This is a genomic window from Bradyrhizobium sp. IC4060 (genome assembly GCF_020193715.1).
Classification (GTDB): Bacteria; Pseudomonadota; Alphaproteobacteria; order Rhizobiales; family Xanthobacteraceae; genus Bradyrhizobium; species Bradyrhizobium yuanmingense.
Map to the genome: position 1 here is coordinate 61,286 of NZ_JADYVJ010000013.1, position 25,847 is coordinate 87,132.

At 64.3% G+C, this 25,847-nt stretch carries 26 protein-coding genes; 14 read left to right on the forward strand and 12 right to left on the reverse strand.

Going from position 1 to position 25,847, the window contains the following annotated elements:
* Window positions 1–79 precede the first annotated feature (79 nt).
* Window positions 80–1,987, reverse strand: coding sequence for an acyl-CoA synthetase (locus tag I6F16_RS30900; protein ID WP_109143239.1), 1,908 nt, complete (start codon window positions 1,985–1,987; stop codon window positions 80–82).
* 226 nt (window positions 1,988–2,213) lie between these two features.
* Here I6F16_RS30900 and I6F16_RS30905 point away from each other — a divergent pair, with 226 nt between their 5' ends.
* The 7 genes from I6F16_RS30905 to I6F16_RS30935 all read left to right on the forward strand — a co-directional run bounded on the left by I6F16_RS30905 (window position 2,214) and on the right by I6F16_RS30935 (window position 9,344).
* The gene (locus I6F16_RS30905) at window positions 2,214–3,293 is read left to right on the forward strand and encodes a hypothetical protein (RefSeq protein ID WP_057029492.1); all 1,080 of its coding nucleotides are present in this window, start codon (window positions 2,214–2,216) and stop codon (window positions 3,291–3,293) included.
* Between the two features lie 229 nt (window positions 3,294–3,522).
* The gene (locus tag I6F16_RS30910; protein WP_225114210.1) at window positions 3,523–4,329 is read left to right on the forward strand and encodes a cyclic nucleotide-binding domain-containing protein; all 807 of its coding nucleotides are present in this window, start codon (window positions 3,523–3,525) and stop codon (window positions 4,327–4,329) included.
* 136 nt (window positions 4,330–4,465) lie between these two features.
* Entirely contained in the window at window positions 4,466–5,263 is a 798-nt protein-coding gene (gene murI, locus I6F16_RS30915) for a glutamate racemase (protein WP_036027824.1), read from the forward strand.
* A gap of 61 nt (window positions 5,264–5,324) precedes the next feature.
* Window positions 5,325–6,098, forward strand: coding sequence for an aldolase/citrate lyase family protein (locus tag I6F16_RS30920; protein WP_225114211.1), 774 nt, complete (start codon window positions 5,325–5,327; stop codon window positions 6,096–6,098).
* A 221-nt stretch (window positions 6,099–6,319) separates the two neighbouring features.
* Complete coding sequence (locus I6F16_RS30925) at window positions 6,320–7,087, forward strand: acyltransferase (RefSeq protein ID WP_225114212.1); 768 nt, start codon at window positions 6,320–6,322, stop codon at window positions 7,085–7,087.
* A gap of 222 nt (window positions 7,088–7,309) precedes the next feature.
* Window positions 7,310–7,927: a 30S ribosomal protein S4 gene (gene rpsD, locus I6F16_RS30930; protein WP_225174270.1), complete on the forward strand. Its 618-nt coding sequence runs from the start codon at window positions 7,310–7,312 to the stop codon at window positions 7,925–7,927.
* A 349-nt stretch (window positions 7,928–8,276) separates the two neighbouring features.
* Window positions 8,277–9,344 (forward strand): threonine aldolase family protein, encoded by a 1,068-nt coding sequence (locus I6F16_RS30935; RefSeq protein ID WP_036027826.1) that lies wholly within the window; start codon window positions 8,277–8,279, stop codon window positions 9,342–9,344.
* A 112-nt stretch (window positions 9,345–9,456) separates the two neighbouring features.
* On the opposite strand, the gene I6F16_RS30940 is transcribed toward I6F16_RS30935, so the two are convergent.
* The 4 genes from I6F16_RS30940 to grxD are packed head-to-tail and all read right to left on the reverse strand — an operon-like array spanning window position 9,457 to window position 12,932.
* Complete coding sequence (locus I6F16_RS30940) at window positions 9,457–10,716, reverse strand: serine hydrolase domain-containing protein (RefSeq protein ID WP_036012920.1); 1,260 nt, start codon at window positions 10,714–10,716, stop codon at window positions 9,457–9,459.
* Between the two features lies 1 nt (window position 10,717).
* Window positions 10,718–12,004 (reverse strand): serine hydrolase domain-containing protein, encoded by a 1,287-nt coding sequence (locus I6F16_RS30945; RefSeq protein WP_225114213.1) that lies wholly within the window; start codon window positions 12,002–12,004, stop codon window positions 10,718–10,720.
* A 46-nt stretch (window positions 12,005–12,050) separates the two neighbouring features.
* Window positions 12,051–12,602, reverse strand: coding sequence for an O-acetyl-ADP-ribose deacetylase (locus tag I6F16_RS30950; protein WP_225114214.1), 552 nt, complete (start codon window positions 12,600–12,602; stop codon window positions 12,051–12,053).
* A 3-nt stretch (window positions 12,603–12,605) separates the two neighbouring features.
* Complete coding sequence (gene grxD, locus I6F16_RS30955) at window positions 12,606–12,932, reverse strand: Grx4 family monothiol glutaredoxin (protein ID WP_018647423.1); 327 nt, start codon at window positions 12,930–12,932, stop codon at window positions 12,606–12,608.
* A gap of 238 nt (window positions 12,933–13,170) precedes the next feature.
* Between grxD and egtB the strand changes: the two genes are divergently transcribed.
* Together egtB and egtD are read left to right on the forward strand one after the other, a co-directional pair.
* On the forward strand, window positions 13,171–14,466 hold the full coding sequence (gene egtB / locus I6F16_RS30960; protein WP_225114215.1) for an ergothioneine biosynthesis protein EgtB: 1,296 nt from the start codon (window positions 13,171–13,173) through the stop codon (window positions 14,464–14,466).
* A 48-nt stretch (window positions 14,467–14,514) separates the two neighbouring features.
* The gene (gene egtD / locus I6F16_RS30965; RefSeq protein WP_036027840.1) at window positions 14,515–15,486 is read left to right on the forward strand and encodes an L-histidine N(alpha)-methyltransferase; all 972 of its coding nucleotides are present in this window, start codon (window positions 14,515–14,517) and stop codon (window positions 15,484–15,486) included.
* A gap of 9 nt (window positions 15,487–15,495) precedes the next feature.
* On the opposite strand, the gene I6F16_RS30970 is transcribed toward egtD, so the two are convergent.
* Window positions 15,496–16,689: a low temperature requirement protein A gene (locus I6F16_RS30970; protein WP_225114257.1), complete on the reverse strand. Its 1,194-nt coding sequence runs from the start codon at window positions 16,687–16,689 to the stop codon at window positions 15,496–15,498.
* A 42-nt stretch (window positions 16,690–16,731) separates the two neighbouring features.
* Window positions 16,732–16,968 (reverse strand): BolA family transcriptional regulator, encoded by a 237-nt coding sequence (locus I6F16_RS30975; RefSeq protein WP_011088461.1) that lies wholly within the window; start codon window positions 16,966–16,968, stop codon window positions 16,732–16,734.
* A gap of 197 nt (window positions 16,969–17,165) precedes the next feature.
* Between I6F16_RS30975 and I6F16_RS30980 the strand changes: the two genes are divergently transcribed.
* Window positions 17,166–17,525: a DUF427 domain-containing protein gene (locus I6F16_RS30980; protein WP_036043505.1), complete on the forward strand. Its 360-nt coding sequence runs from the start codon at window positions 17,166–17,168 to the stop codon at window positions 17,523–17,525.
* A gap of 104 nt (window positions 17,526–17,629) precedes the next feature.
* On the opposite strand, the gene I6F16_RS30985 is transcribed toward I6F16_RS30980, so the two are convergent.
* Window positions 17,630–17,803 (reverse strand): DUF1328 domain-containing protein, encoded by a 174-nt coding sequence (locus tag I6F16_RS30985; RefSeq protein WP_225114216.1) that lies wholly within the window; start codon window positions 17,801–17,803, stop codon window positions 17,630–17,632.
* A 175-nt stretch (window positions 17,804–17,978) separates the two neighbouring features.
* On the opposite strand from I6F16_RS30985, the gene I6F16_RS30990 reads away from it, so the two are divergent.
* A complete protein-coding gene (locus tag I6F16_RS30990) occupies window positions 17,979–19,166 on the forward strand; it encodes an acyltransferase (protein WP_225114217.1) in 1,188 nt (395 codons plus the stop codon).
* A gap of 126 nt (window positions 19,167–19,292) precedes the next feature.
* Here I6F16_RS30990 and purL read toward each other — a convergent pair whose 3' ends face one another.
* Window positions 19,293–21,503 carry a phosphoribosylformylglycinamidine synthase subunit PurL gene (purL, locus tag I6F16_RS30995; protein WP_225114218.1) on the reverse strand — a complete coding sequence of 737 codons (2,211 nt, stop codon included), beginning with the start codon at window positions 21,501–21,503 and terminating at the stop codon, window positions 19,293–19,295.
* 186 nt (window positions 21,504–21,689) lie between these two features.
* On the opposite strand from purL, the gene I6F16_RS31000 reads away from it, so the two are divergent.
* Window positions 21,690–22,169, forward strand: coding sequence for a PaaI family thioesterase (locus tag I6F16_RS31000; protein WP_057029481.1), 480 nt, complete (start codon window positions 21,690–21,692; stop codon window positions 22,167–22,169).
* 76 nt (window positions 22,170–22,245) lie between these two features.
* Window positions 22,246–23,211, forward strand: coding sequence for a DMT family transporter (locus I6F16_RS31005; protein ID WP_225114219.1), 966 nt, complete (start codon window positions 22,246–22,248; stop codon window positions 23,209–23,211).
* 13 nt (window positions 23,212–23,224) lie between these two features.
* Here I6F16_RS31005 and I6F16_RS31010 read toward each other — a convergent pair whose 3' ends face one another.
* From I6F16_RS31010 to I6F16_RS31020, 3 genes are all read right to left on the reverse strand, one after another.
* Entirely contained in the window at window positions 23,225–23,650 is a 426-nt protein-coding gene (locus I6F16_RS31010; protein WP_225114258.1) for a GFA family protein, read from the reverse strand.
* Window positions 23,651–23,788: 138 nt separating this feature from the next.
* The gene (locus I6F16_RS31015) at window positions 23,789–24,526 is read right to left on the reverse strand and encodes a tetratricopeptide repeat protein (protein WP_225174271.1); all 738 of its coding nucleotides are present in this window, start codon (window positions 24,524–24,526) and stop codon (window positions 23,789–23,791) included.
* Between the two features lie 144 nt (window positions 24,527–24,670).
* Window positions 24,671–25,276 (reverse strand): TetR/AcrR family transcriptional regulator, encoded by a 606-nt coding sequence (locus tag I6F16_RS31020; RefSeq protein WP_225114259.1) that lies wholly within the window; start codon window positions 25,274–25,276, stop codon window positions 24,671–24,673.
* A 130-nt stretch (window positions 25,277–25,406) separates the two neighbouring features.
* On the opposite strand from I6F16_RS31020, the gene I6F16_RS31025 reads away from it, so the two are divergent.
* Complete coding sequence (locus I6F16_RS31025) at window positions 25,407–25,805, forward strand: RidA family protein (protein WP_109143224.1); 399 nt, start codon at window positions 25,407–25,409, stop codon at window positions 25,803–25,805.
* Window positions 25,806–25,847: the final 42 nt, after the last annotated feature.

The window sequence follows — 25,847 nt, forward strand, 5'->3', positions numbered from 1 at the left end:
CTATGTGAGGCCCATCACATAAACGCCTCGATCGCGGCTTATAGCTAATGCAGTCAGCCCTCGCCCCGCAGGCGCGGACCTACGCCTGCACCACCTCGTGGCGCATCACGAAGGGTGCGAGCAGTGCGTGCACCTCCCCCTCCACCGCTTCGCGCTGCCCAGCCGGCAGGCCCGTCAGCGTCACGGTCGCGATCGAGCCGTGGCTGCCGTGCGGACCGACCTTCACCTTGCAATCGATGCCGCGCTCGACCAGCGGCGCCAGCACCTTAGTGAACACGCGCGCGGCCGCGTCCCAGCGCAGCTGCGGCTTGAACACCTTACCGACGCCCGTCACCGGCATTGGATCGATCGGGATGACCTGCACCGGTACGGCGGCGCGCTCCGGCGTGCGCTCGCGCACCCAGGCCTCCAGCTCGCCCGGCTCGACCTTTGCGCCCGGCTTCAACTGCACGTAGCCCACCGGCAGTTCGCCGGCGTAAGCGTCGGGCTGGCCAACCACCGCGGCGAAGCCGACGGCGGGATGGCGGAACATGATCTCCTCGATCGGCGCCGGATCGATGTTGTGGCCGCCGCGGATCACGAGATCCTTGGCGCGGCCGGTGATCCACAGATAGCCGTCGGCATCGAGCCGGCCGAGATCGCCGGAATTGACCCAGACCCCGTCGATGAAGGCACCCTTGTTGTGCTCGTCGTTGAGATAGCCGCCGAACACGCCGGGCCCGGCCATGATGACGACACCAATCTCGTCCGGCTTGCAGTCGCGGATCAGGCGGCCGTCGGCGTCGAGCTGCACGATGCGCACGCGCGCATAGGGCATGGGAAGGCCAACCGAGCCGAGCCGGATCGGCCGGCCCGGATAAGCGAGCGTGTGCACGCTCGAGGTCTCGGTCATGCCGTAGACCTCGACCACCGGCAGCTTCAGCGTCTCCTGAATCGCCGAGCCGACCGCGACCGGAATCGCCGAGCCGCCGCCGGCCGCATATTTCAGGCTCGAGATATCCGCATTCCCCGGCGGCACCGCGAGCGTCGCGGCGAGCACGGTCGGCACGCTCGACAGCGCTTCGGGCTTGAAGCGCTCGACGAGCTGCCAGATGTTCTTCACCGCATTCGGGTTGCGCCAGCCGCTCGGCGACAGCACGACCAGCGAGCCCCCGCCCGACAGCGTCGTCAGCACCTGGGTCAGCGATCCACCGACGTGAAACAGCGGCATGCCGAACAGCAGGTTGGCGCCGGGCTTGCCCTTCAACAGCAGATTGAGTGCCCAGGCCTGATAGACCTGGTTGGCATGGGTATGCCGCACCAGCTTGGGCGTACCCGTGGTGCCGCCGGTGTGGAAATAGGCTGCGATGTCGCTGCCGCGAATCTTGCGCCCGCTGACCAGCCGATCCGACGGCTGCTGCTTGATCAGGTCGCTGAAGGCGAAGATGCCATTGGCCGGATCGCCGCCGCCGAACACCTGCACGATGGCTTTCAGATGCTTCAGATGCGGGCGGATCTGCTCGACCTTCTGCCAGATGTCGGTGCCCGGCATCGGCCCGAGCGCCACCAGGATCTTGGTGTTCGCAGCTTCCAGGATTTCGGCGAGCTGGTGCGGCTCGAGCAGCGGATTGACGGGATTGGCGATGCCGGCGGCCTCGGCGCCGAACAGAGTGACGAACGCATCCGGCACCAAGGGCAGCATGAAGCTGATGACGTCGCCCTTCTCGGCGCCGAGCGCGTGAAACATGTTGGCGGCCTGGGTGACGCGCGCGATGAAATCGCGGTGCGTGACGACCAGCGGCGCGTCGGCGGGATCGGCATTTTGCAGGAACTGGATCGCCGCCCCGTCGGGATTGCGCTCGGCACCAAGCCTGATGGCGTCATAGGTGCTCTCGGCCGCGACGCGGTCGGCGTAGGGGACCTGCTCGAACGCCCGGACCTCCTCGTCCGTCAACAGTTCCGGATAGTCGTTGCCGATCAACCGATCGAGCGCGTGGATGCCCGCCATGAATTCCGTCCTCCCTCAGATGCATGTCCCCGCCGCCGTATCTTTTGACAGTTTGGTTCGGCGAGGTCTCGGCCGTGTTCGGCCGAGCCGGACCAGAATGATGGATGATTTGCCGTTCGTCCATTGCCTACCGGCTGCGCCACTTGAACCTCTGCGCCTGATCGAGGGACCAAGAACTGCCACTGAATTCACTCGCCAGCGCCCTGCCGCAAGACTCGAGGTCATCATGACGACGCCCCTGCGGAACCGGATCGCACGGCTGGTCGCTGCGTTCACAATGGTATCCGCGATCGCCCTGCCCGGTGCCTCGCTTGCCGACAGCCAGCTCGACAAGGTGCGGGTCAAGGTCGCCGCCTTCATCGCCGACAAGATGGAGAAGCTGGGCGGATCGCGGATCGTCTACAGGGTCGACACCGATGCCTTGCGGGAGGCGGTCGTCACGGATTTGCGCGACGACGTCTACAAGATTCTGCGCGAGGGCCGCATCGCGTTCTCCGGACTTGCGATCCGCGACGGCGGCGTCGACGTGAAGATCGCTGACGGCAAAGGCCGCGAACAGCTCACGCGCAAGCTCGTCGCGGCGGCGGAGGGGTTGCCGACACACGCGCTCAACGTCACCGACGCCGGCGACGGGTTGCTCAGGCTCGCGCCGACCGATGCCGCATCAGCCGCGCGGCTGCGCGATCTCGTCGAAGATTCCATCGCCATGATCGAGCAGCGCCTCAAGGACGCCGGCGTCAAGCTCGCCAGCGTCCAGCCCGAGGGAATGGACCGTATCCGCATCTTCCTGCCCGGATTGATGGAGCCCGAGCAAATCACCGCGATCTTCGCCAGGAAGGTCAAGGTCGGCTTCCGCCTGATCGACCTCTCGATGTCCGCAGAGCAGGCGCAATCGGGCACACCGCCGGCGGGCACGGAAGTCCTGCTCGGCTTCAAGGACAAGCTTCCTTATCTCGTCGCCAAGGACAGCGCCCTCGAGGGCGGCGAGATCAGCTATGCCGGCCCGGGATTGACCGGCGACAGCAAGGAGCCGATCGCATCGTTCCGCTTCAACGGCCGCGGCACGCGGCGCTTCGCCCATATCACGGCAGAGAATGTCGGAAAGCCTTTTGCCATCGTGCTCGACGACAAGGTGATCTCCGCGCCCGTGATCCGCGAGCCCATCACCGGCGGCTCCGGCCAGATTTCCGGCAATTTCACCCTGGAAGAGGCCAACAGCGTCGCCATGCTGCTGCGCGCCGGCTCTCTGCCGGGGCGGCTCGGCCTCGTCGAGCAGCGGGTCGTGCAACCCGCCGCCAAGCCGTAAACGAAGGTCGCTTCGGGCCCGTCAGCGACGCTCAAGCCCGCACGGCTGGCCCGAATCACGGGCCTGCGCGGCCGGACGCGCAACCAACGGGCAATTGCCGAAACGCCCGATCAGGCTAAAATTTGCCCCTTGCGGCACGATGGCCGGAAGCGTCATTCAAGCGGTCGTCATTCGATTTCGGCTATACGGGTGCCGACCAGGACTGAATGCCTTACGTGGGGTTAGTACCATGCCGTCCGGCAGCGCAGACATTTCGTCGATCCTCGACCGCATCCTTGAAGCGGCCACGGACAACCTCAGGATCGCGAAAATCCTGGTCCAGATGGGCCTCGATCCCGACAGCGTCACCTACGAGGCGATCTTCAACCGGCTCCTGGAGATCTTCGTCCACAATATCACGCTCGCCAATCTGTTCGCCGTGGTCGGGGCGGTCTTCTTCGTCGCCACCCTCTTGATGCGGACAATGGTGCCGCTGCGCGTCGCCAACATGATCGGCTGCGCGTTCTTCGCTCTCTTCGGCGCGCTCTCCGCCAACGTCGCGACGTTCCTGCTCTATCTCCTGATGCTTCCGATCAACGCGCTGCGCCTGCGGCAGATGCTGAAGCTGGTCAAGAAGGCGCGCCATGCGGCCGAAGGGGACATGTCGATCGAATGGCTCAAGCCATTCATGACCGAGCGCAGATACCGGCGCGGCGACATCCTCTTCAAGATGCGTGACCCAGCCAACGAAATGTTCCTCACCGTCACCGGCAAGTTCCTGGTCAAGGAGATCAACGTCGAGATCGGGCCCGGGGCGCTGATGGGCGAGCTCGGCTTCCTCACGCCGGACAACCGGCGCACGGGGACGGTCGAATGCATCGAGGACGGCCAGGTGCTGACCATCACCTATGACCGGCTGCTCGAGATCTACTTCCAGGATCCGCAATTCGGCTATTACTTCCTGGTGCTGACCAGCCAGCGCCTGTTGCAGAACATCGATCGCCTGCAGAAGCAGCTGGCAACCGAGCGCGGGACCACCACCAACAGGATCGCGTGAGCGCCGCGCGGCCGATCTGACGCCGGGGATGATGACGCAGCGCGTCCGTGACACGAGACGCCCCCCGGTCTTTGCGGGATCGCCGCAAAATCGCCCTAAAAACCGAATGGTAACCATGCCGGGCTAGGGTGGCGACGTGACCAATTCTCCGACGATCCTGGTGTTCGATTCCGGCCTTGGCGGGCTCACGGTGCTCCGCGAGGTCGTGGCGGCGCGGCCCGACGCGCATTACGTCTATGTCGCGGACGACGCCTTCTTCCCCTATGGCCACCACAGCGAGGACGAGATCATCGCCCGCGTCGTGCCGCTGATGGGGGAGCTGATCGGCCGGCATAGTCCAGACCTCGTCGTCATCGCCTGCAACACGGCTTCCACCCTGGTCCTGTCTCACTTGCGCGCCGCCTATTCCGTAGCCTTCGTCGGCACGGTGCCGGCGATCAAGCCGGCCTGTGCGCAGTCCAGGACCCGCCGCGTTTCGGTGCTCGGCACCAAGGGCACGGTGAAGCGCGAGTACACCAAGGCGCTGATCCGCGATTTCGCACAAGGATGCGAGGTGACGCTGGTCGGCTCGCCCGAGCTCGCTTCGCTGGCCGAAGCCGCGCTCGGCGGTAGCCCGATCAGCGACGAAGCCATCCTCGCCGAGCTCGCTCCCTGCTTCGTCGGCGACGCCTCGGATGCGAGCGCGCGCACCGACACCGTGGTGCTCGCCTGCACGCACTACCCGCTTCTGCTGGACCGGATGAAGAAGCTCGCGCCCTGGCCGGTCGACTGGATCGATCCGGCGCCCGCGATCGCCCGTCGCGTCTCCGACCTGCTCGGCCCGCCGACCGGCGGCATCGCGCAGTCCGGCGCCGAGATGATTTTTACATCGAACCGCGTGCATGGTCTCAGCGCCACGCTGACGCCGTTCTTCGGCGGACGCGCGGTGGCCTGAGCTTGCGCACTGGCGGCGCGCTGCTAGGCTTTGCCGTCGCCATCGTCCCGCAGGACTTTCCATGTCGGTCCCCGCAAAGCCGCTGAACCGCCTCCGCCAGCTCTGGCGCGAGGGTCGCCCCGCCTTCGGTGCGATCGCGACCATCCCGAGCGTGCAGATGGTGCAGATCATGGCGCGCTCGCTCGACTGGATCATCGTCGATCTCGAGCACGGCCCGATCGGATTGACCGAAGCCCACGCGATGATCGCCGCGACCACGGGCACGCCGTGCACGCCTCTGGTGCGGATCGCCGCCAACGAGCCGTGGCTGGCGAAAGCGCCGATGGACATCGGTGCCTTCGGCATCAACTTCCCGATGATCACGAGCCGCGCGGATGCCGAGAAAGCGGTGCGCAGCGTGCGTTACCCGCCGCGCGGCGATCGGCTCTGGGGTCCCTTCCACGCGCCGTTCCGCTGGGGCCAGTCGATGCCTGATTACATGGCCTCTGTCGACGACGAGATGATCTGCATGATCACGATCGAGCACGTCGACGCGGTCAATCGCATCGACGAGATCATGGCAACGCCCGGTATCGATGTCGCGGTCATCGGTCCCGGCGATCTCGCCACCTCCATCAACAAGCGCGGCCAGATGGATGATCCGCAATTGCTGGACCTGATCGCGCGCGCCGAGGCGGGCATCCTCAAGAGCGGGGTGCCGATCGGCGGGGTGGCGCGCACCGCCGATCAGGCCAATGCGCTGATCGACCGCGGCTACCGCGCGATTGCGCTGGGCTTCGACTGGTCGCTGTTCCAGCGCGGCATCATGGCGGCCTACGAGGGGGTCAGGCGCTGATCGGGCCGATCGACGCATGACCGACCGACGCGACCAAGAGCGCCTGATCGAGATATAAATCATTGAAAATGGATGATTTTTTGGTCTAAAGGGGGTCCATCTTTGGCGCTGCTCGGTGCGGCGAACCGACCGGCCCCAAGCGGGTTGGTTCGTGCTAGAGCGAGCAGGCGGGCCCCGCTCGTTGCACATATTTTGATCTTTTGATTTGGAACCGGAGGCCTATGCGCGGGACGCCCAAGACCATTTCGCTGCGTCGTCGTGTGATCTGCGACCTCATGCACGCCTCGAAGGGCGTACCTTTCGTTTCATTGGCCCGTTCGCTCAATATCCGCCCCCTGCTGGAGGCCCGCGCGGACGCGGCCGCGCCCGCCGGCTGGGCCGCGATGTTCGTCAAGGCTTTCGCCCTGGTTGCAAAGGACGAGCCGATCCTGCGCACCCTTTACGTCAAATGGCCCTGGCCGGCTCTGTATGAGCTTCCAAAGAGCGTGGCGACGGTCGCGATCGCGCGGGTCGAGGATGGCGAGGAATGCGTGCTGCTGCAGCGAATCGCGGGTCCCGAGGCTCTTTCGCTGGCAGAAGTCGATGCGGAAATCCGACGCGGCAAGACGGCCCCGATCGAGGATGTTCCGATGTACCGCAAGATCATGCGGGCGACCCGCCTGCCGTTGCCATTGCGGCGCCTGTCCTTGGCCATCGGTCTGAATTTCGGCCGTCAGCGCGGTAACTGGTTCGGCAGCTTTGCGGTAAGCTCGGTCGCCGCCTACGGCGGCGGCGAGCTCCACCCGATCACGCCGGGCCCCTTTGTCCTGAGCTATGGGCTGGTCGAGCCGGATCAGACCATCCATGTCGTGATCCGCTGGGACCACCGCGTCACCGACGCCGCCCCGATCGCGAGAGTCCTGACCCGGCTGGAACAGGCCCTGAACACTGAAATTGCTGCCGAATTGCGGGCGGCGGGGTCAAAGCCAGTCCGGGCGGTCAGGACGTGAGAATACCGTCGTCGCACGCCCCGGACTGACAAGCTAAAGAATTGACAGCCAACCCCAAACTCCCCTAAAAGCCGCCTGCTCGCGGGCCGATTTCGGCCCGCGAAGCGTTTCGCGACCCGTGGTCCTCTCCCTTAAGCTTTGGGGATCGGACCTGTCGGTGCCGGGATCATCCCGTCACACAGGAGGGCGCGTTTCCTCAAACCATGACCTGAAGAGGACGCGATGACTAAGCGCAGTGAGGCGAAGTACAAGATCGATCGCCGTATGGGCCAGAACATCTGGGGCCGCCCAAAGAGCCCCGTCAACCGCCGCGAATACGGCCCCGGCCAGCATGGCCAGCGCCGCAAGGGCAAGCTCTCCGACTTCGGCGTGCAGCTGCACGCCAAGCAGAAGCTGAAGGGCTATTACGCCAACATCAGCGAGCGCCAGTTCCACGGCATCTATGTCGAGGCCAGCCGCCTCAAGGGTGACACCGGCGAGAACCTGATCGGCCTGCTGGAGCGTCGTCTCGACGCGGTCGTGTACCGCGCCAAGTTCGTCTCCACGATCTTCGCCGCACGCCAGTTCATCAACCACGGCCACATCAAGGTGAACGGCCGCAAGGTCAACATTTCGAGCTATCAGCTCAAGGTCGGCGACGTGGTCGAGGTCAAGGAAGCCTCCAAGCAGCTCGCCCACGTGCTCGAAGCCAGCCAGCTTCCCGAGCGCGAGGTCCCCGACTATCTCGAAGTCGACCACGGCAAGATGACCGCGAAGTACGCCCGCATCCCCGGCCTCTCCGACGTGCCGTTCCCGGTGCAGATGGAGCCGCATCTGGTCGTCGAATTCTATTCGCGCTGATAAGTTTCGGCAGATCGACATTCAAAAGGCTCCGGTTCTCCGGGGCCTTTTTGTTTGGTAGCATGTCATCGATGTCTCGCGCGGCCGACCAGTTCGCCAACACTCTGCCTTCTGCAACGCCGACTGAAGCGGCGCTTCGCGCGTGGGAGGCCCTCTCCCGCGCCGAGCAGATCTGCCGATATCAGGGGCTGTTCGCTCTGCCCGATTGCAATATCTTCACAGCAGACACGCCAGACGACATCCTCCTTGCCGCGCGACAGCGCGTCGCTCAACGTTCTCGTGGCTAGTACAGGTCATCGGGGCACGCACGCAATACGTCGCAATTGTTCGACTAGAGATGAGACACGCCATGCTCTACACCCCTCCCCCCGTCGATCCCAAGGCGCCGCCGGTGCGCATCAATCTGCTCTCGGACACGCAGACCAAGCCGACGGCAGGGATGCGGGAGGCGATGGCGCGGGCGGAAGTCGGCGACGAACAGGTCGGCGACGATCCGACCGTGAACGCGCTGTGCGAGCGCGTGGCCGATCTGCTCGGCAAGGAAGCTGCGGTCTACATGCCCTCGGGCACGATGTGCAACGTCACCGCGACGCTGGTGCATTGCCGCCCCGGCGACGAGATCCTCGCCCATGAGACCGCGCATATCATCGCGCGCGAAGGCGGCGCGCATGCCGCAATCGGCGGTTTCCAGGTCACCCAGCTCAAGGGCCCCGATGGCCAGTTCACGCCGGAGACCCTTCGCAAGGCGCTGCATCCGCGCACGCGGTACCAGCCGCCGCAGACCGTCGTCAGCGTCGAGCAGACCGCCAATATCGGCGGCGGCACGATCTGGAAGAAGGCGGTGCTCGACGAGATCGTCGCGATCGCCAGGCAGCACGACCTCGTCACCCATATGGACGGCGCGCGCCTGCTCAACGCCACGGTCGCGAGCGGCATCTCGCCACGCGACATGACCGCGGGCTGGGACTCGGCCTGGATCGACTTCTCCAAGGGCCTGGGCGCACCGATCGGCGGCGTGCTCGCAGGCTCGCGCGCCTTCATCGACGCGGTCTGGCAGTGGAAGCAGCGGCTCGGCGGCTCGATGCGGCAGGCCGGCATCTGCGCCGCAGCGTGCATCTATGCTCTCGACCACCACGTCGAGCGCCTGGCCGACGACCACGCCAATGCGCGCGCGCTCGCCCGCGGCCTGTCGCAGATCTCGGGCATGGAGGTGCAGGAGCCCGAGACCAATCTCGTGTTCTTCAAGCCCGACGGCGCCGGCATTCCCGGCGACAAGATGGTCTCGGCCCTCCGTCAGCGCGGCGTGACGCTCGCGATGATGGACGGCCGCATCCGCGCCTGCACCCATCTGGACGTCAATGCGAGCCAGATCGAGGAGACGATCGGGTACGTGCGCGAGATCGTGCGCGGGGCGTAAAGCTCAGCCCCGTAGCCCAGATGGAGCGCAGCGAAATCCGGGATCTATCCACGCGGTGAGGACGTCCCGGATTGCGCTTCGCTCCATCCGGCTACGCAAAGGGGGAGAGGTCTCACCGCCCCATCGCCTGATAGATCAGCGTCTTCAGCTCGAGCTGGATCCGGCCGCGCTGCGAGGGGGTCTGCACCATGAAGATTCCGAACAGGTCGTCTTCGGGATCGATGAAGAAGAAGGTGCCGCCAACGCCGTCCCAGCGATATTCGCCAAGCGGCCAGTTCGTGCCCGGCGGCACTGCGGTACGTACGGCGAAGCCGAGGCCGTAGCCGCTGGTCTCACCCGGATAGTAGTGCTTGTCGCGCTCGACGCGGGTTTCGGGACCGATATGATCCCTCGCCATCAAGGCGATGGTTTCCCGCTTCAGATAACGTCGACCTTCAAGCGTGCCGCCGTTGAGCAGCATTTGCGAGAAGCGGGCATAATCGCCGACCGTGCCGACGAGGCCGCCGCCGCCCGACTCCCATCGCAGCGGTTTCCTGATATCGCGAACCTGCGTGATCGGGCTGATCGCCCGATCCTGCGGCATCGGCTCGGCGATACGCGGCCATTTGGCGGGATCGGCGAGGTAGAATTCCGTGTCCTTCATCCCGAGTGGGTCGAGCAGCCGCGTCTTCGCGAACTCGAGCAGCGATGTCCCCGAGATCACCTCGATGATGCGCCCGAGCACGTCGGTGGAGTGGCCGTAGTCCCAGATCGTGCCGGGCTGTTCGGCGAGCGGAAGCGCGGTGATCTTCGCGACGAATTCGGCATTGGTCGAATTCCTGTCGAACAGTCCGGCGTCGGCGTAGAGCTTGTTCACCAGGTCCCCGCCATAATAGCCATAAGGAATCCCGGCGGTATGCCGCATCAAATCCTCGATCGTCACCGGACGGTTGAGCGGCTCCAGCTCCAGCGAGACCTTGTCGTCCTCGGCCTTCTTCTCGACGCCGACCTTCATGCCGGCAAAGGCCGGAATGTATTTCGAGACGGGATCGCTGATCGCAAGCTTACCCTCCTCGACCAGCATCATCGCCAGGACCGAGGTGATCGGCTTGGTCATCGAATAGAGGCGGAAGATCGTGTCCGCACTCATCGAAAGTTGGGTCGCGACGTCGCGGACGCCGAAATTCTCGCAGTAGACCGGCTTGCCGTGTTGCTGGAGCAGCAGAATCGCTCCCGGAAATTTGCCGGTCGCGATCTCATTCCTGATGTAGTCGGAGACTTTTGCCAGGCCTTCGGGCGTGAATCTGTGCGCGCGGCCCTCCGAGCCCGCCCGCGCACTTACGGCGCCGAACAAAAGAACGAGCGCCGCGAACAGCGCGCGGCGCCCGTTCATGTCACTTCTCCATGGCTTCATAAACCAGCTGCTTCAATGTCCGCTGCACGCGCTGGCGCTCGCTCGGGGTCTGCTCCAGCAGCACGAAGAACATGTCCTGCTTGGGGTCGATCACGAAATAGCAGCCGGAGGCGCCGTCCCATTTGAGTTCGCCGAGGTTGCCGGGCGGCGGCGGCTTGGCATTGCCGGGCCCGGTACGGACCGCAAGCCCGAGGCCGAAGCCAAAGCCGTCGCCGGGGAAATAGAAATAGTCGCGCTCGACGCCGGAGCCGGGGCCGACCTGATCAGTGGTCATCAGCTTGAACGTCTCGGGCTTGAGGATGGTCTTGCCGTCGAGACTGCCGCCATTGAGCAGCATCTGCGAAAAGCGCCTGTAATCCGCCATGGTCGTGACCATGCCGCCGCTGGCGAACTGGATCTTCTTGACGACCGTCGGATCATTGATGCGGCCGACGCGGAAATCGGCATCGTTCGGCACGGGCTGGGCCAGAAGCTTCTGCTTCGCGGGGTCCGTGACCAAGAAGCCGGTATCGACCATGCCGAGAGGATCGAGCAGCTTCTCGCGCATGATGTCGATCAGCGGCTTGCCGGCGGCGACCTCCATCACACGCGCCAGCACGTCGGTCGAGTGGCCGTATTGCCAGAGCGCGCCCGGCTGGTTGTGCAACGGCAGCTTGGCGATGCGTTCGGCGAACTCGGCCAGATCGAAGTCGCCGGCATAGATGTTGGCCTCACGATAGGCCTTGCGGACCAGGCTGTCGCCGTAGAAGCCGTAGGTGATGCCCGAGGTGTGCGTCATCAGATCGTGCACGGTCATCGGCCGCTTCGGCGGCACCAGCTCGAGCGATTTCGTGCCGTCCTCCGCCTTCTTCTCGACACCGACCTTCACATTGGCGAAGGAGGGAATGTATTTCGAGACGGGATCGTCCAGCTTGATCTTGCCCTCCTCGACCAATTGCATCGAGACCACCGCAGTGATCGCCTTGGTCATCGAGAACAGGCGGAAGATGGTCTTGTCCGTGATCGGAGCCTTGCTGACCACGTCCTGAACGCCGAAGACTTCGTGATAGACCGGCTTGCCATGCTGCTGGATCAGCACGTTTGCACCGGCGATCTTGCCCGTCGCAACCTCGTTCTTGAAGAACTCGGTGATCCTGCCGAGCTTCTCCTGGTTGAAACGTGCGCCGGCCGGAATCTCGTAAGTGCCCTCCGCGCGCGCCGGCGAGATCGCGGCAAGCGACACCAACGCGCCGCAGGCGAGCGCACGCAGTCCAAATTGTGAAATCATATCCCCTCCCCGGAACATGGCGCCTCGGAGTGTACCGACCGCGTCATCAGGCACAAGGGCTGCCGTACCGCGCCAAGACATCCGACTGGAGGGCGGCGCTTGCCTCCGAGAAACAACAAAATATGACGTGCGCAACCAACGGCGCAGCAGGCAGGGCTTCGATGGCGGCATGGACCGCGATCTTTGCCGCCTGGTCGGCAGGAAAACGATATACGCCGGTCGAGATCGCGGAGAACGCCAGCGAAGTCAGCGCATTGGCCTGGGAGAGCTCCAGCGCACGGCGGTAACAGGAACGAAGTGCCGCCGCCTCGCCGCGAGTGCCGCCGTGCCAGACCGGACCGACGGCATGGATCACGTATCGGGCGGGCAGACGATAGCCCTTCGTGATCTTGGCATCGCCGGTCGGGCATCCCCCGAGCGTCTGACATTCGGCGAGAAGCTCGGGACCAGCGGCGTCATGGATCGCGCCATCCACGCCGCCCCCGCCAAGGAGCGACGTGTTCGCGGCGTTGACGATGGCGTCAACGCCGAGTGTGGTGATATCGGCGACGATGACCTCGAGCTCCGCGCCGCCAATCCGGCGCGTCAGCACGGTCACGTGTCAGGCCGCGACGACGACGCCCTTCTCGGAGAAGAGCTGCTGCAATTCGCCGGCCTGGAACATCTCGCGGACGATGTCGCAGCCGCCGATGAACTCGCCCTTCACATAGAGCTGCGGGATGGTCGGCCAGTTCGAATATTCCTTGATGCCGTTGCGCAGCTCGGCGGATTCGAGAACGTTGAGCCCCTTATAGCCGACACCGATATGGTCGAGGATCTGGACCACCTGGCCGGAGAAACCGCACTGCGGAAATTGCGGCGTCCCCTTCATGAACAGAACCACGTCGTTCGACTTCACTTCATTGTCGATGAATTCCGCGATGCTCATATCCATGTCCTTCTGGGGCAGAGCCCTCACCAATTGCTTCGGGCCGGCTCAGCCGATTTAACCCGATACCTGCCCATATATGTAGCCCAAACCGTTGTGCATCCAAAGTAAAATGGCGGCGACGGGTCCCCGCGGCCGGATTGACCCCAGCCGGGTCCATAGGCTGATGACATCAATATCATCGCCGCAGAGGACTTTCATACCGTAACGGAGCCCCTATCTAGGACGAACCCTGTTCATGGAACCGGGTCGTGCGAACAACGTTCTCTTGTCCTGTCTGGAGAAAAACGTGACGAAACAAGCCTCAGCCACGGCCTCCCTGCGTTCGTCACCGTCCTCCCGCGAGGACGAACTCGCCCAGCGGCTGGAAGCGGCGTTCTCGACTGTCCGCAATGAGACCGAACGCCGGGCCGCACCGCTGTCGCCCGAGGACCAGCAGATCCAGTCCATGCCGGATGCCAGCCCGACCAAATGGCACCGGGCCCATACGACCTGGTTCTGGGAGCAATTCCTGCTCGGCGAGCATGCTGCGGGCTACCGGCCCTTCCACCCCGATTTCGCGTTCCTGTTCAATTCCTACTACGTCAGCGCCGGCCCGCGACATGCTCGCAATCATCGCGGCGACATCACCCGCCCCAGCGCCGACGAGGTCGGCGCCTATCGCAAATACGTCGATACGGCCGTCAGCAAATTCTTCCGCGAGGCGGGCGCGGACAAGCTCCGCGCAATCGCGCCGCTGGTCGAGGTCGGGCTCAATCACGAGCAGCAGCATCAGGAGCTGATGTTCACCGACATCCTGCATGCCTTTGCGCAGAACCCGATCTATCCGGCGTATGACCCGGCCTGGCGCTTCCCGGCCGCAACGCGCGGCGCCGATGACTGGCTGACGCTGAACGAAGGCATCCACACCGTCGGCCATGTCGACGACGGCTTTCATTTCGACAACGAGAAGCCGGCGCACCGCGCCCTGGTCGGCCCGGTCAGGATCGCCCGCAATCTGGTCACCAATGCCGAGTGGCTCGCCTTCATGCAGGACGGCGGCTACCGGACCGCAACCCTGTGGCTGATGGACGGCTTTGCCGCGGCCAGCAAGGAAGATTGGCAAGCCCCCGGCTATTGGCGCGAGGTCGACGGCGCATGGCAGGTGATGACGCTGGCCGGCCTCAAGCCGGTCGATCCGGACGCGCCGGTCTGCCACATCAGCTATTACGAAGCGGACGCGTTCGCGCGCTGGTCCGGAAAACACCTGCCGACCGAGATGGAATGGGAGGTCGCGGCCCGCGCTGGCCAGCTCAACGACGCCTTCGGCCTCGTCTGGCAATGGACCCGCAGCCCCTACGCGCCCTACCCCGGCTATCGCGCCGTCGAGGGCGCGCTCGGCGAGTACAACGGCAAGTTCATGGTCAACCAGCTGGTGCTGCGCGGCTCCTCGCTTGCAACTCCGCAAGGCCACAGCCGTACCACCTATCGCAACTTCTTCTATCCGCACCACCGCTGGCAGTTCACCGGGCTGCGGCTTGCCGATTACGACTAAGTATTCCGACGACAGATGCGCGCCGGACAGCGCGTTCAGGAGAGTATCATGAATGTGCACGCCAGCGCTTTGGCCGAGGCCCATCTTCCCGACGAGCAGACCACCGCCTTTGCCCGCGAGGCCATCGAGGACCTCTCGCAGCAGCCGAAAAAACTGTCGCCGAAATATTTCTACGACGCGACCGGATCGGAGCTGTTCGAGGCGATCACCAAGCTGCCGGAATATTATCCGACGCGCACCGAGCTATCGATCCTGAAGGAGCGCGGAAGCGAGATCGCAAGCATCATCCCGGAGCACGCCGCGCTGGTCGAGTTCGGCGCCGGCGCGACCACGAAGGTGCGCCTGCTGCTCGATCATTGCAAATTCGCAGCCTATGTCCCCGTCGACATCTCCGGCGACTTCCTGAAGGCACAGGCGAGCGGCCTGAAGCGGGATTTCCCAGCGCTCGGCATCTATCCGGTGGCGGCCGATTTCACGACGCCGTTCGAGCTGCCCAAGCAGGTTGCATCCATGCCGAAGGTCGGCTTCTTCCCCGGCTCCACCATCGGCAATTTCGAGCCGCAGGAAGCGCAGGCCTTCCTGAAAAGCGCGCGCAAGATCCTCGGCAAGGGCGCGCAGATGATCATCGGCGCCGATCTCGAGAAGGACGAGCGGATCCTCTTCGACGCCTATAACGATGCGGCCGGCGTCACCGCGCGCTTCAACCTCAATGTGCTGGTGCGCATCAACCGCGAGCTCGGCGGCAATTTCGACCTGTCCGCCTTCACCCATCGCGCGATCTACAACCGCGAGCGGCACCGCATCGAGATGCACCTGATCAGCAGGAAGAGCCAGACCGTGCGCCTGCTGGGCACCAGCTTCTCGTTCCGCCCGGGCGAGAGCATCCACACAGAGAACAGCTACAAATACAGCATCGCGCGTTTTGCCGCGCTGGCCCAGGGCGCGGGCTGGCGGGTCCGCGAGAGCTGGACGGATGCGGCGAAGATGTTCTCGGTGCACGCGCTGGAGGTCGCGGAGTAAGGCCGGGCTTCAATGCTCCTCGGCTTCTTCGGGCGCCGACCCCAGCGACACCGACTCCCACACCGCCACCACGATCAAAATGGCGCTCGTCGCGATCGAGAGCCACAGCGGCGACAAATCCGACGCAAACCACCACAGCACCAATAGCGCGATGATGCCGATGCCGTGCGAAAGCTGGAGGAAGCCGCGGACCGCGTGCTTGAACAGGATGGTGCCGATCAGAAACACCAGCGGGCCGCCGATCGTGCTCAGAACCGTGCGGACGTCGGAATGGCCGGACGGATGCTTCAGTACCAGTTCGTCCGAGACCGCGGTCAGGATGATGCCGGCGATGATCGGCATATGCAGATAGGTGTAGGCGAGCCGCGCCAGGCGGCCGGACTCGCTTGACTTCGAGATCCGCTCCAAGCCGGCCTCCGCGCCCTTGTGGAAATAGATCCACCACATCGCGATGGCGCCGACCAGCGCTGAGACGAAGGCGAGAATGTTGCTCGCGGTCCACTCCAGTTCAGCGAAGGTCGCGCCGTTGACGATAATGGCCTCGCCGAGCGCGATGATGACGAATAGACCGCAACGCTCGGCCATATGGCCGCCTTCGACCGCCCAGGCCTCAACGGAAGAAAAGCCCAGCTTCGGCACCCAGAACCGCGCGGCCGGCGAGATGTATTCCCAGGTAACCGCCGCGATCCACAGCCATAGCCGCCTCTCGCCCTCGGCCAGGCCGCCCGCGATCCACAACGCCGCGGAGATCGACAGCCAGGTCAGGATGCGGATTGCGTTATGCCGCACCGCTGTTCGATGCAGCGGCGTTGCGAGCAGCCAGAACGCGGTACGCCCCACCTGCATGGCCGCATAGGCAATCGCGAACCACAGGCCACGGCCGTCGAAGGCGGTCGGGATCGTGGTCGACAGCACGAGGCCGCCCAACATCATCGCAAAGAGCAGGAGCCGGACCGGGGTCAGCTCGGGATTGAGCCAGTTGGTAACCCAGGCGGTGAAAACCCACAGCCACCACACCGCGAGAAACAGCACCGCGACGTGCACGGCGCCGAGCGGCGTGAAATGGTGCAGCAGCGTGTGCGATATCTGCGTGACGGCGAAGACGAAGACAAGGTCGAAGAACAGCTCGACGAAAGTGACGCGGCTGTGCTGGTTCGGCACAATGACGCGGAACATCGCGCCGTGCGGATTGTCCGCAGCCATCATCGTCCCCTCGTGGCGCTGGTCAGGTCAGGTGCAGCTTCGTCAAGTACCTGGCACGCCGGTTTGCAGCGCCAGCGCGTGCAGCACGCCGCCCATCTGGCCACGCAGGGACTGGTAGACGATCTGGTGCTGCTGGACGCGCGATTTGCCACGGAAGGATTCCGAGATCACGGTCGCGGCATAGTGGTCGCCGTCGCCGGCGAGGTCACGGATGGTCACCTCGGCATCGGGGATCGCTGCCTTGATCATCGCCTCGATATCGTGGGCGTCCATGGGCATTCGGGTCTTGCTCCTTATCTCGGCTGCAAAGCAGCCTCATCATCGAATCGCTGCCGGGGGTCCCCTCGCCGGCAAGGTCAAACTTAGCGTGAACGGCCTTCTACGTCACGCCTTCCGGCACTATATCCCTGATCCCATCAGGACAAAGGCACGACAAAGTGCCGCGCGCGGCAGATTGATCGAAAAGGCGTGAAATCATGAAGCTTCCAGGGCCCGACCACCCGATCACCATCACCCCAAATCCCCGGCGCGTCCGCGTCACGGCGGGCGACATCGTGATCGCCGAGACCAGCAAGGCGCTGACCTTGAAGGAGGCCAGATATCCGGCAGTGCAATATGTACCGCGGGAGGACGCCAACATGGCCCTGTTGGAGCGTACCGACCGCGTCACCCATTGCCCCTACAAGGGGGACGCGAACTATTACAGCGTCAAGGCGGACGGCAAGACGCTGGACAACGCGATCTGGACCTACGAGACACCCTTCCCCGCGATGACGGAGATTTCAGGCCATCTCGCGTTCTATCCGGACAAGGTGAAGATCGAGGAAGTGGGATAAGCGCCGCAACCCCCAATCGTCATGCCCGGCATCCACGTTCTGCACGCGGTAAGGCGTGGATGGCCGGGTCGAGCCGGCGATGACGGCGGAGAGGGCTGAATCAGCTACGCCCTGAAGATCGTGAGTCCCAGTATCAGCAGCACCAGGAAGATCGCCACGAAGACGTAGAACAGGAAGCGTGCGATATCGGCGGAGGCGGCCGAGATTCCGGTGAAGCCGAGCACGCCGGCCACGATCGAGACAAGTAGGAAGATCAGGGCCCATTTCAGGATCGACATCGCCAGCTCCGAACTGCCGCGTCTCACGGCCTACGCTGTTTTCGGCGAACGCTAACATTGCTGCGAGGAACTGGTTCCTAGAGGTGGTCGGGGGCGACCTCCGAAACAAACGGCCCTTGCTGAATCGAGTTCCCGGCGGCAGAGTCCAGCCGAGGTCAGGATCGGGGCGGCCACGATGACGATGTCACATTCAGCGACGATCGGCGCGGAGGTGCATGCCGCGCCCACGAGCAAGGTGCGCAATTTGGCGATCGATCGCGCCCGCACCTTCCTCACTCTGGTGGTGCTGCTGCATCACGCGGTGATCCCCTATACCTATTTCGGTCATACCGATCCGAGTTATTTCTTCGGCTTCGACATGATCGTGCTCGCCACCGACAGCTTCTTCATGGCGATGTTCTTCTTCCTGTCGGGACTGTTCGCCTGGTCTGGCATCGCCCGGAAGGGAGTCCGGAGCTATTTGGCAGATCGCCTGCTTCGGCTTGGCCTACCCTTCGCGATCTGCGCCTTTACAGTCATTCCGCTCGCCTATTACGCGATCTCCCTGCGGCACCATCCCGAGATCGGTTTTGCGGAATTCTGGTGGAATATGGTCACGAAAGGCCCGTGGCCGAGCGGACCGATTTGGTTCCTTTGGGTCTTGTTCGCCTTCGACCTGGTTGCCTGCCTTTTGTACCGGCTGTCACCCAACCTGCTCGATCCGATCAATCGCCTCTCGCTACACGGTCGCCGCCGGCCCGCCGTGTTCTTCGCGGTCATGCTGGCCGTCACCGCCGCGTTCTACATTCCCGGGCTGGTTCACTACGGACACAGCAGCTGGTTCGAGTTCGGGCCGTTCTCGGTCCAGCACGGGCGCGTGATGCTGTACGCGACCTATTTCTTTTTCGGTGCCGGCATCGGTGTTGCGCAAATGGATCGTGGGCTGCTCTCGGTCGACGGCCGCATGGCAAAGGTCAGCTGGGACTGGATGGTCCTCGCGATCGTTCCTTATTGCCTGTTGTGGGGGCTGATCTTCATCAAGCGCGAAATACTGGGCAACCCGTCGCCGCTGCCGGACTGGTATGAAGCGCTGTATGCCATCTGCTTCACCGTCTTCAGCGTGGCCATCATGTTTCTGATCCTGGCCCTTTTCCAGAGGTTCAAGCAATCAGGCTCAGCCAGGCTGCTCGATCCAATGCAGGGCGACGCGTTCGGCATGTTCCTGGTGCACTATCCGATCGCATTGTGGCTGCAATACTGGCTGTTCGACTATGACCTGCCGGCGGTCGTCAAGGCTACGGTCGGGTTCGTACTCACGGTCGCGGCGAGCTGGGCGCTGACGCGAGCGTTGCGGCAGATCCCGGGTGCGTCACGCGTGTTGTGAGGCGCGGTCTCTCGGTCCGTAGCCCGGATGGAGCGCAGCGCAATCCGGGACCTCGCCACAAGTGATAGCGGTCCCGGATTACGCTTACGCTCCATCCGGGCTACAGATCTGATTTGTGGCAGCGCCTTACGCCGCCTTGCCGCTCATATATTCCGGCAGCCAGCGCTCGAACGACTTGCGCAAGCTGTCGATCGTAACCGGCGTCTCGCCCGCGATCGCGATGGCATCGCCGCCGGTGGTGCCGATCCGCACGCAGGGCACCTCGCAGCCGCGCATCTTGGCGAGCACGCGGCCGGCTTCGGTTTCCGGCACGGTGACGAGATAGCGCGCCTGGTCCTCGCCGAACCAGTAGGCCTGCGGCACCAGCGCAGTCGGTGCCGCCAGCAGCTTGGCGCCGATGCCGCCCGCCATCGCCATCTCGGCCAGGGCGATCAGGAGGCCGCCGTCCGACAAATCATGCACGGCGGTCGCGGTGCCCGCATGGATCATGCCGCGCACGCAATCGCCGTTGCGCTTCTCGGCCGCAAGATCGACCGGTGGCGGCGCGCCCTCCTCGCGGCCGCAGATGTCGCGCAGATAGACGGACTGGCCGAGCCAGCCATGGGTCTCGCCGATCAGGAGGATCGCCTCTCCCTCGGCCTTGAAGGCGAGCGACGCCGACTTGGTGAAATCGTCGAGCAGGCCGACACCGCCGATCGAGGGCGTGGGGAGGATCGCGCGGCCGTTGGTCTCGTTGTAGAGCGAGACGTTGCCGGACACGACCGGGAAGTGCAGCGTGCGGCAGGCTTCCGAGATGCCCTTGAGGCAGCCGACGAACTGGCCCATGATCTCGGGCCTTTCAGGGTTGCCGAAGTTGAGATTGTCGGTGATCGCGAGCGGCTTGCCGCCGACCGCGGTGATGTTACGCCAGGCTTCCGCGACCGCCTGCATCCCGCCTTGATAAGGATCGGCCTCGCAATAGCGCGGCGTGACGTCGACAGTGAGCGCGAGGCCCTTCGGCCCGTCCTGCACGCGCACGACGGCGGCGTCGCCGCCGGGACGCTGCATGGTGTTGCCGAGGATGACGTGATCGTACTGCTCCCAGACCCAGCGCTTCGAGCACATGTCCGGCGTGCCGATCAGCTTCTCCAGCGCAGCTCCAAGGCCCATCGGCGCCGGCACGTCGCGGGCATGCACGACCGGCAGCGCTGTGGACGGAACGTGCGGGCGATCATAGACCGGCGCCTCGTCGCCGAGCTCCTTGATCGGCAAATCGGCCATGACGTCGCCGCCATGCTTGACCAGGAAGCGCTTGCTCGGCGTGGTGTAGCCGACAATCGCAAAATCGAGCCCCCACTTCGTGAAGATCGCCTCGGCTTCCTTCTCCTTCTCGGGCTTGAGCACCATGAGCATGCGCTCCTGGCTCTCCGAGAGCATCATCTCGTAGGCGCTCATGCCGGCCTCGCGGGTCGGCACCGCATCGAGGTCGAGGTCGACGCCGAGGTCGCCCTTGGCGCCCATCTCCACCGCCGAGCAGGTCAGGCCCGCTGCGCCCATGTCCTGGATCGCGATGACGCAGCCCTTTTCCATGATCTCAAGGCAGGCCTCGAGCAGCAGCTTCTCGGCGAAGGGATCGCCGACCTGCACGGTCGGGCGCTTCTCCTCGGACTTGTCGTCGAACTCGGCCGAGGCCATCGAGGCGCCGTGGATGCCGTCGCGGCCGGTCTTGGAGCCCAAATAGACGATCGGCATGTTCACGCCGGAAGCTGCCGCATAGAAGATCTTGTCGGCGTCGGCGAGGCCCACCGCCATGGCGTTGACGAGGATGTTGCCGTCGTAGCGGGTGTGGAAGCGCACCTGGCCGCCCACCGTCGGCACGCCGAAGGAATTGCCGTAGCCGCCGACGCCCGCCACGACGCCGGAGACGAGATGCCGCGTCTTCGGATGCTCGGGCGCGCCGAAGCTCAGCGCATTGAGGCAGGCGATCGGGCGCGCGCCCATGGTGAAGACGTCGCGCAAAATGCCGCCGACGCCGGTGGTCGCGCCCTGATAAGGCTCGATATAGCTCGGATGGTTGTGGCTCTCCATCTTGAAGACCACGGCCTGGCCGTCGCCGATGTCGATCACGCCGGCATTCTCGCCGGGGCCCTGGATCACCCAGGGCGCCTTGGTCGGCAGGCCGCGCAGATGGATGCGCGAGGACTTGTACGAGCAATGCTCGTTCCACATCGCCGAGAAGATGCCGAGCTCGGTGAAGGTCGGCTCCCGCCCGATCAGCTTCAGGATGCGCTCATACTCGTCGGGCTTGAGCCCGTGGGCGGCAACCAGTTCGGGGGTGATCTTGGGTTCGTTCTTCATGGATTCGAGGCTTTCGGCGGCGGTTTGGCCGTTCTTAGGAACATCGGACGGCTTCGAAAAGCCCTTTATGGCGCATTTTCCCGCTGTCCCACGTTTTGCGCCGGCAGGGCCGGCGGGAACGGGAATTGCACGGCGCGGTCGGATCGGATTTAAGGTCTAAAGACCCGCAATTGAAGGCCTATTTCCTTGCACGAATTGACCAAAGCGCCCCCGCCCCGCCGCCCCGACCTCCACGTCGCCACCGAGGGCGAATTTGTGGGGTGGCGGACCTGGATTCGCGACAGTTTTGAGTCCCATGTCGGCCCGTTCTGGCACCGGATCGAGGCCGACGGCAGCGTCCGCAGCGCCTTCCGCGTCGAGAGGAAACACCTCAACGGCTCCGGCAACGTCCATGGCGGCTGCTACATGGCCTTTGCTGACTATTCGCTGTTTGCGATCGCCACCCATGTCCTGGACAGCCGGGCGGTGACGACCAATTTCGCCTGCGAATTCCTCGATGCGGCACGCGAGGGCGAGCTGATCGAATGCACCGGCGAGGTCACCCGCGCCGGCGGCTCGCTGATCTTCCTGCGCGGCAAGATGGTGTCGGGCGAGCGGCTGCTGCTGACCTTTTCCGGAACGATCAAGCGGATGAAGCGGAAGGCACTCCCTCAGCCAAACGCATAGCTCGACGCCTTCCCTTTTCGCGCGCCCTCGCCCAGACTCGCCGGCAAGCGCGTTTGCGTCGGGGAGCAAGAACAAGGTGCCGCAGAGCACATCGGAGGCGGGTCGCACGGCGGCGTCCGCATCGACGCCGTTGCCGTCCACAGCCGCTACCGGCGTGCGAAACTGGCGCGACTATGCGTTGCTGCTCGCGCTCGCCTGCTGCTGGAGCTCGACCTATCCGCTGACCAAGCTCGCGCTTCCCACCATTCCGCCGATCACCTTCATCTCGGCGCGCTCGCTGATCGCGTTCCTCTTTCTGTTCGCGATCCTGCGGATGCGCGGCGTCAAGCTGCCGACCGACGTGAAGGCGTGGAAGCTGTTTGCGACCCAGCAGCTGATCAACTCGACCTTTCCGTTTCTGGTCATCACCTGGTCGCAGCAATACGTGCCGGCGTCGAACACGGTGGTGCTGGCTTCGACGACGCCGATCTTCGCCTTCCTGATCACCTCGCTGATCACGCGGCACGAGCCGGCGACGCTGCTCAAGCTCGCGGGCGCGATCCTGGGACTGGCCGGCACCGTCGCGATCGTCGGGCTCGATGCTTTGCATGGCCTTGGCAGCGAGATCGTAGCGGAGATCGCGATCCTGCTTGCCACCATTTCCTTTGCCTGCGCGACCATCTTCGGCCTCCGTCTCTCCGAGTACGATCCGATGGTGGTGGCAACCGGCTCTCTGCTGTTCGGCGGTCTCGTGCTGCTGCCGCCCGCGCTGATCATCGACCAGCCCTGGACGCTGCAACCGACTCCGACCGCGATCGTCGCCACCATCGTCATGGGCATCGTTTCCAGCGCATTGGGCCTGTTGCTGTTCTACGTCTGCCTCGGCCGGCTCGGCACGCTGACGACCAACGCCCAAGGCTATCTGCGCATTCCGATCGGCGTCGGCCTCTCGGTGCTGCTGCTCGGCGAGAGCGTGCCGTCGAACCTCGCACTGGGGTTATTGCTGGTGATGGCCGGTGTTGCGGCGATGACGGTGCCGGCGGAGCGGTTGAAGTGGCGGTAGCCGACGGCGATGGTCAATCCGCCGAAATAAAGCGGAGGGTACCTGCACGGCGCGTCGGTTTTCCTGTGTCGTTGGTGTGATTGACGCCGTCCATGACGGGCACCTCAGGAAAATCGAACGGACTTACCCCGTCGAGGCAAGCCACGTTGACAGCATACAGATTCTGGTCCGATCGACGCTGATGATGCGTGTAGATTCCGCAGCGGGAACAGAAGAAATGCTGCGCTGATCCGGTATGGAAGCGGTAGCTCGTCAGCGCATCCTCGCCCTTCAGGAACTTTATGCCGCCCATCTCCGCCATGACGACGACCGCACCGCGCATCCGGCAGTAAGAGCAGGTGCAGCGGCGGATCGAATTGAAACCGTCGCTCAGCGACGCCTCGAAACGCACCGCTCCGCAATGGCACTGACCAGCCCGGACGTTTGTGTCACTCACCATGTTGCATGCTTCCTGGCGTTGCTGCGAATGACGACGCCGCTCGGCGACGTCAGCGGGCACAACGTTCTCTCAAATGTGGGCCGAACAATCAAAAGGAATCGCCCAAGGCATCAAAACAACTCACGCGGGCCGGACTCCTCACGCCGACAACTGCTTCTCCGCAATCGACAGCCACTCGGCCTGCGCCTTGCGCAGATATTTCGGCGCGCGCCGCATCTGGATCAGGAGCTCGTTGAAGACCATGCGCGCCTCTGCGGTGCGGCCGACCGTTTGCAGCAGCATGCCGTAGCGCACCCGCGCCTCGGCGCCGGGGAAGTAGCCGGCGAGCGCGTGATATTCCTCCAGCGCCTCGTCGACACGTCCGACCTCGGCGAGCGCGCGGGCATAGAGCAGATGCGCGTCGGCGGAATCGAAATCGGGCCATTGCTTCTGCAGATCGTCCAGCGTCGCCAGCGCATCGGCCGGGCGGCTGGCGGCAAATTGCGCCTGCGCCCTGCCCAGCGCGTAGGCGGGATCGTGGCCCATCGGCAGCTTCAGGATGTGATCATAATGCGCTTCAGCTTCGCCGAACCGGCCGATATTCGCGCACTCTTCCGCCAGCGCCGCACGGTTGGCGATGGTGTCGGTGCCGGCGAGTTGGTCGGACAGCTCGCGATAGCGCTTCTCGGGATCGAGGCGATTGGCGACACGCTGGCGCGCCTGCCGGGCACCGGGGCTGGAAAACCATTCAGGAATGAGCTCGACCGCGATATAGGCGATCGCGCCCATCATCGGCACCAGCAGGATGATGAAGGCCCAGGGCCGCAACCGTCCGGTTCGCGAGGCGTGATAGATCAGCGTGATATCGAGCAGCAGAACGACCAAAGCAACAGGCATGTGACATCCGGAAAGCACAACGACAGCCGGCCTCCTGATATCGCAATCGAACCGATGAAACAACTTTGAGTTGCCTCAACCGGCAAGAATCAGCGAACCCGAACGCGCGCCGTAATGGTGACGAGGAGTCAGTCGCCGCAAAATCTATGCAGGTTCACGCGCCTCGCGTAGCAATCCACTCGCCAGCACTCGAAACGCGTCGACGGCCTTGCTCAGCACATTCTTGGGATCGTCGGCTGCCGCGACCCACAAGGCGGCGCTGAGCGCAGCCCCGTTCAGCAACCGCCCCGCCGCTTCGACATCGACCGGCTTCACGATTCCCTCCTCGATCAGCGCACGGATCGTTCGCATGGTGATATCGAGACAGGCGTTCTCGCCGGGCCATTTGGAGGGATCGCCGAGCACGGCAGGTCCATCCAGGAGCATGATGCGCTGGATCTCAGGTTCGAGCGCCATTTCGATATAGGCGCTTCCCTCGGCGAGCAGGCCCAGCCACGGGCTGGGCGCTCGCTCCCGAACGATGCGGAGCCGCTCCGCCATTTCACCGTCGATCTGCTCGACGACGGCCCAGAGCAGCCCCTTCTTGTCTTCGAAGTTGTGATACAGCGCGCCCCGCGTCAGACCGACGGCCGCAGTGAGCTCGTCCATCGACGCGTCTGCATAGCCCTGCGTGGCAAATGCCGCGCGTGCGGCGCGGATGAGCCTGGCCCGATTTTCCGCCATGGCCGCGGCGCGCTTCCCCTTTGCCATGCCCTGCCCCTTGACATACGCCTCGTATGTGAGCGATATCTCACATACGAAACGTATCTGAAATTGCCGTGACGCGCCAGCCATGGAACACCCACGATCCGCTCACGCCCATCAACCGAAAGGCCCTGCCATGCCCCAGCGAGAGGCAATCTTCCCCGCGAACCGCCACGCGCTCTATCAAGTGCATCGGTACTCCGCGGCGATCCGCTCCGGCGACCTGCTGTTCGTGTCGGGACAGGTCGGCAGCCGCGAGGACGGCTCGCCCGAACCGGTGTTCGAGGACCAGGTCCGGCGCGCGTTCGCCAATTTGCGTGCCGTGCTCGCCGCTGGTGGATGCACGCTGGACGATGTCGTCGATGTCACCACGTTCCACACCGATCCGGCGAGCCAGATCGAGACGGTGATGGCCGTTCGCGCCGAAGAGATCGGCGAGCCGCCCTATCCGAACTGGACGGCCGTCGGCGTGAACTGGCTGGCCGGCTTCGACTTCGAGATCAAGGTCATCGCCCGCATTCCTGTGCTCCAGTAAGCTTCCGGGCGGCCATACACCGGCCGCCGGCAGGCAACTTGG